We start from the raw sequence: 12,205 nt of genomic DNA on the forward strand, positions 1-12,205 counted from the left end.
GTCACTCTCTCTCCATGTTCAGCGGGAAATGGCAGGCATACAGATGGTTTTTGGCCCCGGCCAGCCGCGGGGTTTCAATGCATTCGCGCTGGGCATATGGGCAGCGTGGCCCCAGTCGACAGCCGATGGGCAGCTGTTCCAGCAGCGGGATCGCCCCCGGCAGGGTGTTGAGGCGGCTTTTATGCGGCATCGAGCTACCAAAATCAGGGATCGCACGGATTAACGCCTGGGTGTACGGGTGATGTGGCGTGGCGATCAGATCTTCGCTGCCGGCGGTTTCAACCGTTTGTCCGCAGTACATCACGTCGATTTTATCCGCCCATTTGCTCAGCATCTGCAGGTCATGGCTGATCAGCAAAATGGTGGTGTTGTTATTCTGATTCAGCCGCGTCAGCAGGCGGAAAATCTGCGCCTGCGTCGTCGGCTCCATGGCGTTAGTCGGTTCATCGGCAATAAGCAGGCGCGGCTGGTTGGCCAGCGCGATGGCGATCATCACCTTCTGACACTCACCGTCGGTCAGCTCGTAGGGGAAGCTGCGCATCGCGTCTTTATGATCTTTAATGCCTACCCGGTGCAGCAGTTCGATGGCCCGGCGCTTGCGCCAGCCAAAACGTCGCCACCAGCGGCCTTTGTAGGTCCAACTGGGGATGTTCTGCATCAGCTGTTTGCCTACCCGTTCCGACGGGTCGAGACAGGACTGCGGCTCCTGGAAAATCATCGAGACGTTATGGCCCACCAGCTTGCGACGCTCCCGTGCGGAGAGGCGCAGCAGATCGATATCGTCAAAGCGCATGCGGTCGGCGGTGACCCGCCAGTTGTCCTTCGCCACCCCACAGATCGCCTTGGCAATCAGGCTTTTGCCGGAACCTGATTCGCCCACCAGGCCGCGGATCTCACCTTCGCTCAACGTGATGCTCACTCGGTCAACGGCTTTGACCCAGCCTTCGCCGGTTTTAAACTCAATCGTCAGATTGCGAATATCCAGTAACGGCATTATTCCACCCCCGCCACAATGGCGCGACGCACGCCGTCGCCAAGCAGGTTTACTAGCAGGACGCTTACCATAATGGCCGCGCCGGGCAGCATCACCGTCCAGGGGGCGACGTAGATCAGTTCCAGCGCGTCGCCCAGCATGGCGCCCCATTCCGGAGAGGGCAACTGCGCGCCGAGATCGAGAAAGCCAAGCGCGGCGATGTCGAGGATGGCCATTGATAGCGCGCGGGTGATTTCGGTGACCATCCCGGAGGCGATGTTGGGCAGCACGGCAAACCACAGAATATTGGTGGTGGTCGCGCCATCCAGACGGGCGGCGACCACATACTCTTTCTCCAGCTCATCGTGAACCAGGCTATACACCGAGCGCACCATACGCGGCAGCAGGGCCAGCCAGACGGCAAACATCGCGTGGGTCAGATGCGGCCCGGCGAAGGCCACCACGATGATCGCCAGCAGCAGAGACGGGATCGACAGCAGGGTATCCAGAATGTGGTTCATCACTGCCGAGCGCAGCCCGTGGGTGGCACCCGCGAAAATGCCCAGCAGCAGCCCGCACAGGGTAGCGGCCAGGGTGACCACGAATGCGCCACCGACGGTAGGGGCTGCGCCGCTCAACAGGCGGCTTAACACATCCCGGCCCAGATCGTCGGTGCCGAGGAAGAATGACACTTCGCCGTAGCGCGACCATGAAGGCGGCAGCAGCTGATAGCCAAGGAACTGCTGGTCGAGGCCGTACGGCGCAAACCAGGAACCTAACACGCACAGCAGCACCAGGCCGCCGCAGCCGTACAGGCCGATCATGGCCGTGGTGTCGCCGTAAAATTTACGCCACACGGTGCGCAGCGCACCGGGCGTGCGCTTTTCACTGTATACGCTATCGTAAGGCATACCATTCCTTATGTTTCAGCGGGTTAGCCATAGCGCCCAGAATATCGGATATCACGTTAACGATGATCACCAGCGCGCCGATGACCATCACCCCGGCGGAGATGGCGGCGTAGTCCTGCTGGCGGATGGCGTTGATCAGCCAGCGCCCCAGACCCGGCCAGCTAAAGACCATTTCGGTGATCATCGCCAGCGTCAGCATGGTGGAGAACTGCAGGCCAAGGCGCGGGATCACTGGCGGCAGGGCGTTGTGCAGCACGTGGCGACGCAGAATGGTCAGGCGCGACAGCCCGCGCGTGGCGGCAGCTTTGACATAGTTCTGATCAAACACCTCAATGGTACTGATGCGCATCAGGCGGATCACCTCGGTGGTGGGTGCCACGGCAAGTGTCAACACCGGCAGCACCATGTGCCGCACCGCGCTGACAATCATCTCGTCCCGCCAGACGGAATCGGACAGCCAGGCGTCAATAATGGCAAAGCCGGTAACGGTTTTCACCGCATACAGCAGATCAAAACGTCCGGAAACCGGCAACCAGCCGAGCGTGAGGGAGAAGAACAGCGTCAGCAGCAGCGCCAGCCAGAACACGGGCACCGAAAAGCCCAGCAGGGCCACGGCGCTGATCAGCTTGTCCTGCCATTTGTTGCGGGTGATCCCGGCGAGCATCCCGACCGGGATCCCCACCATCAGCGCAAAACTGAACGCCAGGATGCACAGCTCCATGGTGGCGGGAAACACCTCTTTCAGCTGCTCGGCAATCGGCTGGCCGTTAATGCTGGAGACGCCAAAATCCCAGTGCAGCAGCCCTTCAAACCAGAACCGCCACGCATTCCACAGCGAGGCGCCCTGCAGGGGGGCATGAGGAGTAAAATAGCTCAAGCTAAAGCCAATAAAGGTCAGACAGAAGAGGGTGACCAGCAGCAGCAGCAGCCGACGTAAGGTAAAAATAATCACGGTTTTTTCACCTCTTCTTGCTCGACGCGGGACACGCCCGCAAACGAGGCGTTACCAAACGGGCTGAGTACCAGCCCTTTAATGTCGTAACGGTACGCCTGCAGACGCAACGACGAGGCCAGCGGCAGCACCGGCAGTTCATTCGCCAGAATCTGCTGGGCTTCATCGTAGGCATCGATGCGGGCCGAAAGCTGCTGCGTCGAGAGTGCTTTGCGCAGAATGTCGTCGAATTCACGATGGCACCAGTGGGCATAGTTGGTCTGCGAATCGATCGCCGCGCAGCTCAATAATGGCCGGAAGAAGCTGTCCGGATCGTTACTGTCCGTCGCCCAGCCTGACAGGGTTAAATCATGATTCATGTCCATCAGGCGCGCCTCCTGAAAACGGCCCTCTACCGGCACAATCACTACCTTCACGCCCACCTGCGCCAGGTCGGCCTGCAGCAGCTCGGCGGTTTTCAGCGGGCTGGGGTTCCAGGCCTGCGAGCTGGTAGGCACCCACAGCTGCAGGGTGAGATTATTCGCCCCCAGCGCCTTAAGCTGTTCGCGTGCTTTATCCGGATTGTATTCCGTAATTTTAGCCTCGCTATCGTAAGCCCACGAGGCCCGAGGCAAGATTGAGGCGGCGGTTTCGGCAGTGCCGTAATAAATGGACTGCATCAGGCGCTGGTTATTGATCGCCAGTGCCAGCGCGTGGCGCACCGCGGGGTTATTCAGCGGCGGCTTATTGGTGTTAAAGGCCAGATACGCGATATTCATACCCGGGCGCAGCGTCAGGCGCAGGCGCGGATCGTCGCGCAGGATGGACAGCTGACTGGCGGCAGGCCAGGCCAGCACATCGCACTCGCCGGTCAGCAGCTTCGACAGGCGACCCGTTCCGCCAGAGCCTAAGTCCACCACCACCTGCGGCATCAGCGGCGTACCGCGCCAGAATTTTTCATGCCGCTGCAGGCGCACATACTGGCCCGCGCGATATTCGGCTATCTGGAAAGGACCGGTGCCCACCGGCTGGCGGTCAATCTGCTCCTGCTTATCCTGCAGCGTCAACTGGGTCGCGTATTCGTCGGACATCACCGAGGCATAGTGCGTGGCCAGGTGCCACAGGAAAGAGGCATCCGGGCGTGCCAGAGTGAACTCTACCGTGCGGTTATCCAGCTTGCGTACGTTTTTAACCGTATCGGCAAACTGCAGGCTGTCGAAATAGGGGAAGCTGCCGCCGTTGACGTAGTGCCATGCATGGTTGCGGTTAAAGATGCGCTGGAAAGTAAACACCACGTCGTCGGCATTGAGCTTGCGGGTCGGTTTAAACCACGGCGTGGTCTGGAAGCTGACATCATCGCGCAGCCGGAAACGGTAGGTGGCCCCGTTGTCTAACACTTCCCAGCTCTCTGCCAGCTCTGGCACCAGGCGATAAGTATAAGGATCCACATCCAGCAGGCGGTCATACAGCTGCGCGGCGAGGGTATCGACGATCAGGCCGCTGCTGGCTTTCTGTGGATTGAAGGTATTAACCTGCCCGCTAACGCAGTAGACAAAGCCGCTGTCGCGAATATCACCGCGGTTTGCTGGCGTGGGCGCGGCAATAGCCTGGCTGCATAACAGACCGAGCGCAATCAGGGACGAGAAAACCAGACGCATAATTTTTAGGGTTTTTAGTGACGATCTGCAAAGTGTATCGCACTTACACCTGATTCGTAAAAATGTCTGCGGGTAAGTGCCGATAATGTCAGCGCATTTGATGCTTTTTGAGCAATGCCCTTAATTGATGGTAGGTCAGACCCAGCCGTTCAGCCGCGCGTTTCTGATTAAATTTTGCCTCGTTCAGGCTCTTCTCCAGCAGCTGTTTTTCCTGATCCAGCTGGAACTGGCGTAAATCCAGCGGCAGGGTCGGTGAACCCGGCGTCTGCGGTGCGTCAGGCTGCGGCTGTGCAGGGCGATGAAACGGGTCGATCACAATCTGATCCAGCTCGGTCTCGCTGCTGCCGTGGCGATACACCGAACGCTCAACCACGTTTTTTAGCTCGCGGATATTGCCCGGCCAGCGATAGTCCAGCAGCGTCTCCCGGGCGCTGTCGCTAAAGCCCGGGAACAGCTGCAGGCCCAGTTCGCGGCACATCTGAATGGCGAACTGCTCAGCCAGCAGCATGATATCGCTGCGCCGCTCGCGCAGGGGCGGGAGCTGCACCACGTCAAACGCCAGCCTGTCGAGCAGGTCGGCACGGAACTTATCGTGTTCGACCATCTCCGGGAGATTGGCGTTGGTGGCGCAGACCAGCCGCACGTTCACCTGCAGGGGCTGACTGCCGCCCACCCGCTCGAGCTCGCCATACTCAATGACGCGCAGCAGTTTGTCCTGCACCAGCATCGGGGCGGTTGCCAGCTCGTCAAGGAACAACGTCCCGCCGTCGGCGCGCTCAAAGCGGCCCGGATGGCGTTTTTGCGCGCCGGTAAACGCGCCAGCCTCATGGCCAAACAGCTCCGTATCAAGCAAGTTCTCGTTCAGGGCGGCGCAGTTCAGGGAGATAAACGGCCCGTCCCAGCGCCCGGACAGGTAGTGAAGCCGGTTAGCGATCAGCTCTTTGCCGGTTCCGCGTTCGCCGATAATCAGCACCGGCTTATTGAGCGGGGCCAGGCGCGATACCTGCTCCAGCACTTCGAGAAAGCTGTTAGCTTCCCCAAGTAAATTGTCTTTAAATTCTGTCATGATGAAATTAACCACTTGTTGGTGTGATTCACTAAGCGAGAGTAGAATCGATCGGGCGAAAAAGCAATCACCTTATTGAAAATCAATGACATAAAAAACTGGCACGGGAATTGTATTAGCTACTCAGCAGGGCTTAGCCCGATAACAGAAATGTGAGGATTGAATTATGGGTATTTTTTCTCGTTTTGCCGACATCGTGAACGCCAACATCAACTCTCTGCTTGAAAAGGCCGAAGATCCGCAGAAGCTGGTGCGTCTGATGATTCAGGAAATGGAAGATACGCTGGTCGAAGTGCGTTCCACCTCCGCCCGTGCGCTGGCAGAGAAGAAGCAGTTATCGCGTCGTATCGAACAAGCAACGGCTCAGCAGACCGAATGGCAGGAAAAAGCGGAGCTGGCGCTGCGTAAAGAGAAAGACGATCTGGCCCGCTCGGCGCTGATCGAAAAACAGAAAATGACCGACATCGTGGCGACGCTGGAGCAGGAAGTCACGCTGGTAGATGAAACGCTCGTCCGGATGAAAAAAGAGATCGCTGAGCTTGAGAACAAACTGAGCGAAACCCGTGCGCGTCAGCAGGCATTGACCCTGCGTCATCAGGCGGCGAGTTCTTCCCGCGACGTGCGTCGTCAGCTCGACAGTGGCAAAATTGATGAGGCGATGGCCCGTTTTGAGTCATTCGAACGTCGTATCGATCAGATGGAAGCCGAAGCGGAAAGCCACGGCTTTGGCAAACAGAAATCGCTGGATCAGCAGTTTGCCGACCTGCAGGCCGATGATGCCATTAGCGAACAGCTGGCTGCGCTGAAAGCCAAAATGAAACAAGACAACCAATAATAACACCTGCGGCGTCATGTGCTGGCGCCGCCACTCATCGTAAGACAAGGAGTACACATGAGCGCGCTTTTCCTGGCCATTCCACTGACCATTTTCGTGCTGTTTGTTTTGCCGATCTGGCTGTGGCTGCATTACAGCAACCGTTCTTCCCGGGGCGAGCTGTCGCAAAGCGAACAGCAGCGGCTGGGACAGTTAACCGACGAGGCAAAAAAAATGCGTGAACGTATTCAGGCGCTGGAAGCCATCCTGGATGCGGAACATCCGAACTGGAGGGATCGTTAATGGCCGGACTGAATCTGAATAAAAAACTGTGGCGTATTCCCCAGCAGGGGATGGTACGCGGCGTTTGCGCCGGGCTGGCGCACTACCTTGACGTGCCGGTGAAGCTGGTGCGCGTGGTCACGGTGCTCTCCATTTTCTTTGGCCTGGCCTTTATTACGCTGGTGGCCTATATCATTTTATCCTTCGTGCTGGATCCGATGCCGGACAGCGCGATGAACAGTGAAGAGGCCCCCACCAGCAGTGAGCTGCTGGATGCGGTCGATGCCGAACTGGCTGCCGGTGAGCAACGCCTGCGCACAATGGAGCGGTATGTCACCTCTGATACCTTCTCGCTGCGAAGCCGTTTTCGTCAGCTTTAACTGAGAGAACTGATATGAATCAACGCTGGCAACAGGCCGGGCAGCAGGTCAAGCCGGGCCTTAAATTCGCAGGGAAGCTGGTTTTACTCACCGCACTGCGTTACGGCCCGGCAGGCGTGGCGGGCTGGGCGATTAAATCGGTTGCCCGCAAACCCCTCCGGATGCTGCTGGCGGTGGCGCTGGAGCCGATGCTGAAAAAGCTGGCAAAACGCGTTTCCCGCCGTTACTTCTCCTGACCTCCCCCTTGCCTGAGCCCTTTTCTTTATCCGGAGAGGGCAGGCAACGTTTCACAACTTTTTTTCATCTTTCTTTGCGGCAGTTCACAATAATGCGCTGAGCTGCTTTCCGAAACGCTTTTTCTCCTCTCTGGTCCGTTGACAGATATTTTTCATGGGAGTAGATTGCCCTTCGTGGGACCGCTACCATGGAAAATAATGTGAACGCTAAAATTAAAAATTTAATACGTTTTGTTTACGGAAAGTCTTTTTCTGACGTGCATTGGAATGTGCTGCTTAAGAAAATTGACAAGGCTGTGGCTGTAATTACTGAAAAGCGTAAAGCAGGATGGGATGAAAAAGATATTGTCCTGATTACCTACGCAGATCAGTTCTCTGGGGCAGGGGAGAAAGCACTGCCGGTATTTACCCGATTTTATAATGAATGGCTTTCTCATTCCTTTTCTCATGTTCATCTATTGCCTTTTTATCCCTGGTCTTCTGATGATGGTTTTTCCGTTATTGATTATCACGCCGTCGCACCTGAAAGCGGGACGTGGAATGACATTGCTGAGTTAAAAAAGTCAACCAATTTAATGTTTGATTTTGTTTGCAACCATATGTCGGCAAAAAGCCAGTGGTTTGCGCATTATCTTAATCAAACGCCTGGCTATGAAGACTTTTTTATTTCAGTCGATCCTCAAACCGACTTATCGGCAGTAACACGCCCGCGGGCATTGCCTCTTTTGACGCCTTTCACCCTACATGATGGAACCGTCCGACACCTGTGGACCACCTTCAGCGAGGACCAGGTCGATCTCAATTTCGCCTCGCCTCAGGTGCTGATTGCGATGGTAGACGTGCTGCTTCATTATCTTGTTGAAGGGGCGAGCTATATCCGCCTGGATGCCGTCGGATTTATGTGGAAGACGCCTGGAACCAGCTGCATTCATCTTGAGAAAACCCACCGCCTTATCCAGCTCTTTCGCGCCATTACGGATGTTGTGGCGCCGGGCACGGTACTGATCACCGAGACGAACGTTCCGCATAAAGACAACATCTCTTACTTTGGCGATGGCGAAAATGAAGCGCAGATGGTGTATCAGTTCTCTCTGCCTCCGCTTGTGCTGCACGCCGTTCATTGTCAGGATGTCCAGGTGCTCTGTCGGTGGGCGGCGTCACTGACGCTACCTTCACAACAAACCACCTGGTTTAATTTTTTGGCGTCGCACGATGGTATCGGGCTCAATCCTTTACGCGGTATTTTACCCGAGTCGGAGATCCTCGCCCTGGTAGAAACACTGCAGAGAGAAGGCGCGCTGGTTAACTGGAAAAATAATCCTGATGGCACGCGAAGCCCGTATGAAATAAATGTCACCTACCTCGATGCGTTAAGCCCGAAGGCGAGCGACGATAATCAGCGGATTGCCCGCTTTATTCTGGCGCATGCCGTTCTGTTAAGTTTCCCGGGCGTACCCGCAGTCTATATCCAAAGTATTCTTGGATCCCGTAATGATTATGCCGGGGTAGAGCGACTCGGATATAACCGCGCCATTAACCGGAAAAAATATAGCGCCGGTGAAATAGATTCCGAGCTCGAGGATAAGAATAATCTGCGGCATAAAATTTATCATCAACTGAGTAATTTAATTGCGGTGCGCCGGGCAGAGAAAGCGTTCCATCCAGACAGTCAGTCGATTTATGAGACGGCTGGGGAGCATGTTTTTAAGATTATTCGCATGGCAGATCATGGCGAGCGTATTACTGCATTATTTAATTTCAGCGATCAACAGCAAAACATTCACTCAAGTATTGAAACCGGCAGGGAGTTAATTACCGGAAACGATATTAATGGTACGACTCTGACCCTTAATCCATGGCAGGTTATGTGGATTAAAGAAAACTAAAAAAGGACCTTAAAAATGAAAATGCCCAGGATAGTGCTGATATCAGCACTGGTTTCTTGCGCCCTGTTATCAGGCTGCAAGCAAGACAAACAGTCTGCGGTCACCCTTGAGTTTATGCACTCGTCAGTCGAACAGGAGCGTCAGGCGGTTATTACGAAACTGATTGAGAAATTCGAAAAAGAGAATCCCACCATCCGGGTGAAGCAGGTGCCGGTGGAAGAGGATGCCTACAACACCAAGGTGATTACCCTGGCCCGAACCGGGGCCCTGCCGGAAGTGATCGAAATCAGTCACGATTACGCCAAAGTCATGGATAAAGAGCAGTTGCTGGACCGTGCCGCTATTAGCGAAGCCATTAACGCCGTAGGTGAAAGCACTTTCTACGACGGGATCCTGCGCGTTGTTCGCACTGAAGATGGCAAAGCCTGGACGGGTGTGCCGATCAGCGCCTGGCTTTCCGGCGTCTGGTACCACAAAGACGTGCTTGCCGCAGCGGGTCTTGAGGAGCCGAAAAACTGGGAACAGTTGCTGAAAGCCAGCCAGACGTTTAACGACCCGGCCAACAAACATTACGGCATTGCCCTGCCTACCGCTGAAAGCGTGATGACTGAGCAAGCGTTCTCGCAGTTTGCCCTGTCGGGTGGCGCAAACGTGTTTGATGCTAAAGGCAATGTCGAAATTAATACCCCCGAAATGGCAAAAGCGCTGGCGTTGTATAAACGTCTGGCGGCGACCACCATGCCGGGATCGAACGATGTTATGGAGATCAAAGACGCCTTTATGAACGGCTCTGCGCCAATGGCCGTTTACTCCACCTACATCCTGCCGGCCGTCTTCAAAGACGGAACTCCCGCCAATCTGGGATTTGTCGTCCCGACTGAAAAATCCTCAGCGGTCTACGGCATGGTCACGTCGCTTACCATCACTAGCGGGCAAACCGAAGAAGAAACCAAAGCGGCAGAGAAATTTGTCACCTGGATGGAGCAGGCTCAAAACGCTACCGACTGGGTAATGATGTCCCCGGGTGCCGCGCTGCCAGTGAACAAGCTGGTGGTCGGCACCGAAACCTGGAAAAACAACGAGGTGATCAAAGCCTTTGGACAGTTGCCTTATGAGCTGATCTCTCAGTTCCCGAATATCCAGGTGTTTGGCGCCGTGGGCGACAAAAATTTCACCCGCATGGGCGACGTAACAGGTTCCGGCATCATCAGTTCCATGGTGCATAACGTGACGGTGGGGCAACAGGATCTCAGCGCAACGTTAAGCAACAGCCAGAAGCAACTGACTGACCTGATTTCACAACGATAGGAGCGCACTGCGCAAGGGAATTATGAAGACGTTGTTTTCTGGTCGTTCAGATATGCCTTTCGCCATGCTGCTGTTGGCCCCCAGCCTGATTTTGCTGGGGGGCCTGGTAGCCTGGCCGATGATTTCCAACATTGAAATCAGCTTTTTACGCTTGCCCTTAAACCCGCGAGTGAGTGCGGTGTTTGTCGGGCTGGATAACTACATCCGGATCCTGAGTGACGCAGCCTTCTGGCACTCCTTATGGATGACGTTCTGGTATACGGCGCTGGTGGTGCTGGGGAGTACCGGGTTGGGGTTGGCCGTCGCCATCTTCTTTAACCGGGAGTTTCGCCTGCGTAAAACGGCGCGTTCTCTGGTGATCCTCTCCTATGTCACACCGTCGATCTCGCTGGTGTTTGCCTGGAAGTACATGTTCAACAACGGCTATGGAATTGTGAACTATCTGGGCGTGGATCTGCTGCATCTTTATGACCAGGCCCCGCTGTGGTTCGACAACCCTGGCAGCAGTTTTGTGCTGGTGGTGCTATTCGCTATCTGGCGCTATTTCCCGTACGCGTTTATCTCGTTCCTGGCGATTTTGCAGACCATTGATAAGTCGCTGTACGAAGCGGCGGAAATGGACGGGGCGAACGCGTGGCAGCGTTTTCGCATCGTCACGCTGCCCGCGATTATGCCGGTGCTGGCAACGGTCATTACCTTGCGAACCATCTGGATGTTCTACATGTTTGCGGATGTGTATCTGCTGACCACCAAGGTCGATATTCTGGGCGTTTATCTCTACAAAACTGCCTTTGCATTCAACGATCTGGGTAAAGCCGCCGCCATCTCTGTGGTGCTATTCGTGATCATTTTCGCCGTCATTCTGCTGACCAGAAAAAGGGTAAACCTCAATGGCAACAAATAAACGCGTACTGGGCCGTATTGGTTTTTATCTGGGGCTGGCGGTGTTTCTGATTATCACGCTTTTCCCGTTCTTTGTGATGCTGATGACCTCATTCAAGAGTGCGAAAGAGGCGATATCGCTGCATCCCACGATTCTGCCGCAGGACTGGACGCTGCAGCATTACATCGACATCTTTAATCCGCTGATCTTCCCGTTTGTGGATTATTTCCAGAACAGCATGGTGGTCTCGCTGACCTCGTCAATTATTGCCGTTTTCCTCGGCACGCTTGGGGCGTACGCCCTGTCCAAACTACGTTTCAAAGGGCGGGCGACCATTAATGCGAGCTTTTACACCGTCTACATGTTCTCCGGGGTTTTGCTGGTGGTGCCGCTGTTCAAAATTATTACTGCGTTAGGTATCTATGACACCGAACTGGCGCTCATCATCACCATGGTGACTCAGACGTTGCCGACGGCGGTATTTATGCTGCGCAGCTATTTCGACACCATCCCGGATGAAATTGAAGAAGCCGCAATGATGGATGGCCTGAACCGGCTGCAAATCATCTTCCGCATCACCGTACCACTGGCCATTTCCGGGCTGGTGTCGGTCTTTGTCTACTGCTTCATGGTGGCGTGGAACGACTATCTTTTTGCCTCCATTTTCCTCTCCAGCGCCAGCAACTTCACGTTGCCGGTTGGGCTGAACACGCTCTTCAGTACGCCAGATTATATCTGGGGTCGGATGATGGCGGCATCGCTGGTGACGGCTCTGCCGGTGGTCATCATGTACGCGCTGTCTGAACGTTTTATTAAAAGTGGTTTGACCGCCGGTGGCGTTAAGGGCTGAGGCGGCCGATTTTAACAAGGAGTCAGT

General features: G+C 55.3%; 13 protein-coding genes. 8 read left to right on the plus strand and 5 right to left on the minus strand.

Features of this window, described 5'->3' with window-relative positions:
• Position 1: 1 nt before the first annotated feature.
• The 5 genes from sapD to pspF all read right to left on the minus strand — a co-directional run bounded on the left by sapD (position 2) and on the right by pspF (position 5,539).
• The gene (sapD, locus tag M8014_RS20420; protein WP_271284199.1) at positions 2-994 is read right to left on the minus strand and encodes a putrescine export ABC transporter ATP-binding protein SapD; all 993 of its coding nucleotides are present in this window, start codon (positions 992-994) and stop codon (positions 2-4) included.
• Positions 994-1,884, minus strand: a complete 891-nt coding sequence (gene sapC / locus M8014_RS20425) for a putrescine export ABC transporter permease SapC (protein ID WP_271284200.1) — start codon at positions 1,882-1,884, stop codon at positions 994-996. The genes sapD and sapC overlap by 1 nt, the downstream gene beginning before the upstream one ends.
• Complete coding sequence (gene sapB / locus M8014_RS20430) at positions 1,871-2,836, minus strand: putrescine export ABC transporter permease SapB (protein WP_271284201.1); 966 nt, start codon at positions 2,834-2,836, stop codon at positions 1,871-1,873. The genes sapC and sapB overlap by 14 nt, the downstream gene beginning before the upstream one ends.
• Positions 2,833-4,473 carry an ABC transporter substrate-binding protein SapA gene (sapA, locus tag M8014_RS20435; protein ID WP_271284202.1) on the minus strand — a complete coding sequence of 547 codons (1,641 nt, stop codon included), beginning with the start codon at positions 4,471-4,473 and terminating at the stop codon, positions 2,833-2,835. Before sapA ends, sapB begins: the two co-directional genes overlap by 4 nt.
• An 88-nt stretch (positions 4,474-4,561) precedes the next feature.
• Positions 4,562-5,539, minus strand: a complete 978-nt coding sequence (pspF, locus tag M8014_RS20440; protein ID WP_271284203.1) for a phage shock protein operon transcriptional activator — start codon at positions 5,537-5,539, stop codon at positions 4,562-4,564.
• A gap of 166 nt (positions 5,540-5,705) precedes the next feature.
• Between pspF and pspA the strand changes: the two genes are divergently transcribed.
• The 8 genes from pspA (at position 5,706) to M8014_RS20480 (ending at position 12,178) form a co-directional block, all read left to right on the plus strand.
• Complete coding sequence (gene pspA, locus M8014_RS20445) at positions 5,706-6,374, plus strand: phage shock protein PspA (RefSeq protein WP_271284204.1); 669 nt, start codon at positions 5,706-5,708, stop codon at positions 6,372-6,374.
• A gap of 57 nt (positions 6,375-6,431) precedes the next feature.
• Entirely contained in the window at positions 6,432-6,656 is a 225-nt protein-coding gene (gene pspB, locus M8014_RS20450; RefSeq protein ID WP_271284205.1) for an envelope stress response membrane protein PspB, read from the plus strand.
• A complete protein-coding gene (pspC, locus tag M8014_RS20455; RefSeq protein WP_271284206.1) occupies positions 6,656-7,015 on the plus strand; it encodes an envelope stress response membrane protein PspC in 360 nt (119 codons plus the stop codon). The genes pspB and pspC overlap by 1 nt, the downstream gene beginning before the upstream one ends.
• A 14-nt stretch (positions 7,016-7,029) precedes the next feature.
• Complete coding sequence (pspD, locus tag M8014_RS20460) at positions 7,030-7,251, plus strand: phage shock protein PspD (RefSeq protein WP_271284207.1); 222 nt, start codon at positions 7,030-7,032, stop codon at positions 7,249-7,251.
• Between the two features lie 188 nt (positions 7,252-7,439).
• Positions 7,440-9,137 carry a sugar phosphorylase gene (locus M8014_RS20465; protein ID WP_271284208.1) on the plus strand — a complete coding sequence of 566 codons (1,698 nt, stop codon included), beginning with the start codon at positions 7,440-7,442 and terminating at the stop codon, positions 9,135-9,137.
• 15 nt (positions 9,138-9,152) lie between these two features.
• Complete coding sequence (locus M8014_RS20470) at positions 9,153-10,445, plus strand: ABC transporter substrate-binding protein (RefSeq protein WP_271284209.1); 1,293 nt, start codon at positions 9,153-9,155, stop codon at positions 10,443-10,445.
• Between the two features lie 22 nt (positions 10,446-10,467).
• The gene (locus tag M8014_RS20475) at positions 10,468-11,349 is read left to right on the plus strand and encodes a carbohydrate ABC transporter permease (RefSeq protein ID WP_271284210.1); all 882 of its coding nucleotides are present in this window, start codon (positions 10,468-10,470) and stop codon (positions 11,347-11,349) included.
• Complete coding sequence (locus tag M8014_RS20480) at positions 11,336-12,178, plus strand: carbohydrate ABC transporter permease (RefSeq protein ID WP_271284211.1); 843 nt, start codon at positions 11,336-11,338, stop codon at positions 12,176-12,178. Before M8014_RS20475 ends, M8014_RS20480 begins: the two co-directional genes overlap by 14 nt.
• Positions 12,179-12,205 lie beyond the last annotated feature (27 nt).

Origin of the sequence: Silvania hatchlandensis, assembly GCF_025564065.1 — a bacterium.
Classification (GTDB): Bacteria; Pseudomonadota; Gammaproteobacteria; order Enterobacterales; family Enterobacteriaceae; genus Enterobacter; species Enterobacter hatchlandensis.

What these genes read in the sequence shown, in the direction of transcription:
- sapD (WP_271284199.1), bottom strand. Translation starts at nt 994, where the DNA reads ATGCCGTTACTGGATATTCGCAATCTGACGATTGAGTTTAAAACCGGC.
- sapC (WP_271284200.1), bottom strand. Translation starts at nt 1,884, where the DNA reads ATGCCTTACGATAGCGTATACAGTGAAAAGCGCACGCCCGGTGCGCTG.
- sapA (WP_271284202.1), bottom strand. Translation starts at nt 4,473, where the DNA reads ATGCGTCTGGTTTTCTCGTCCCTGATTGCGCTCGGTCTGTTATGCAGC.
- pspF (WP_271284203.1), bottom strand. Translation starts at nt 5,539, where the DNA reads ATGACAGAATTTAAAGACAATTTACTTGGGGAAGCTAACAGCTTTCTC.
- pspA (WP_271284204.1), top strand. Translation starts at nt 5,706, where the DNA reads ATGGGTATTTTTTCTCGTTTTGCCGACATCGTGAACGCCAACATCAAC.
- pspB (WP_271284205.1), top strand. Translation starts at nt 6,432, where the DNA reads ATGAGCGCGCTTTTCCTGGCCATTCCACTGACCATTTTCGTGCTGTTT.
- pspC (WP_271284206.1), top strand. Translation starts at nt 6,656, where the DNA reads ATGGCCGGACTGAATCTGAATAAAAAACTGTGGCGTATTCCCCAGCAG.
- pspD (WP_271284207.1), top strand. Translation starts at nt 7,030, where the DNA reads ATGAATCAACGCTGGCAACAGGCCGGGCAGCAGGTCAAGCCGGGCCTT.
- M8014_RS20465 (WP_271284208.1), top strand. Translation starts at nt 7,440, where the DNA reads ATGGAAAATAATGTGAACGCTAAAATTAAAAATTTAATACGTTTTGTT.
- M8014_RS20470 (WP_271284209.1), top strand. Translation starts at nt 9,153, where the DNA reads ATGAAAATGCCCAGGATAGTGCTGATATCAGCACTGGTTTCTTGCGCC.
- M8014_RS20475 (WP_271284210.1), top strand. Translation starts at nt 10,468, where the DNA reads ATGAAGACGTTGTTTTCTGGTCGTTCAGATATGCCTTTCGCCATGCTG.
- M8014_RS20480 (WP_271284211.1), top strand. Translation starts at nt 11,336, where the DNA reads ATGGCAACAAATAAACGCGTACTGGGCCGTATTGGTTTTTATCTGGGG.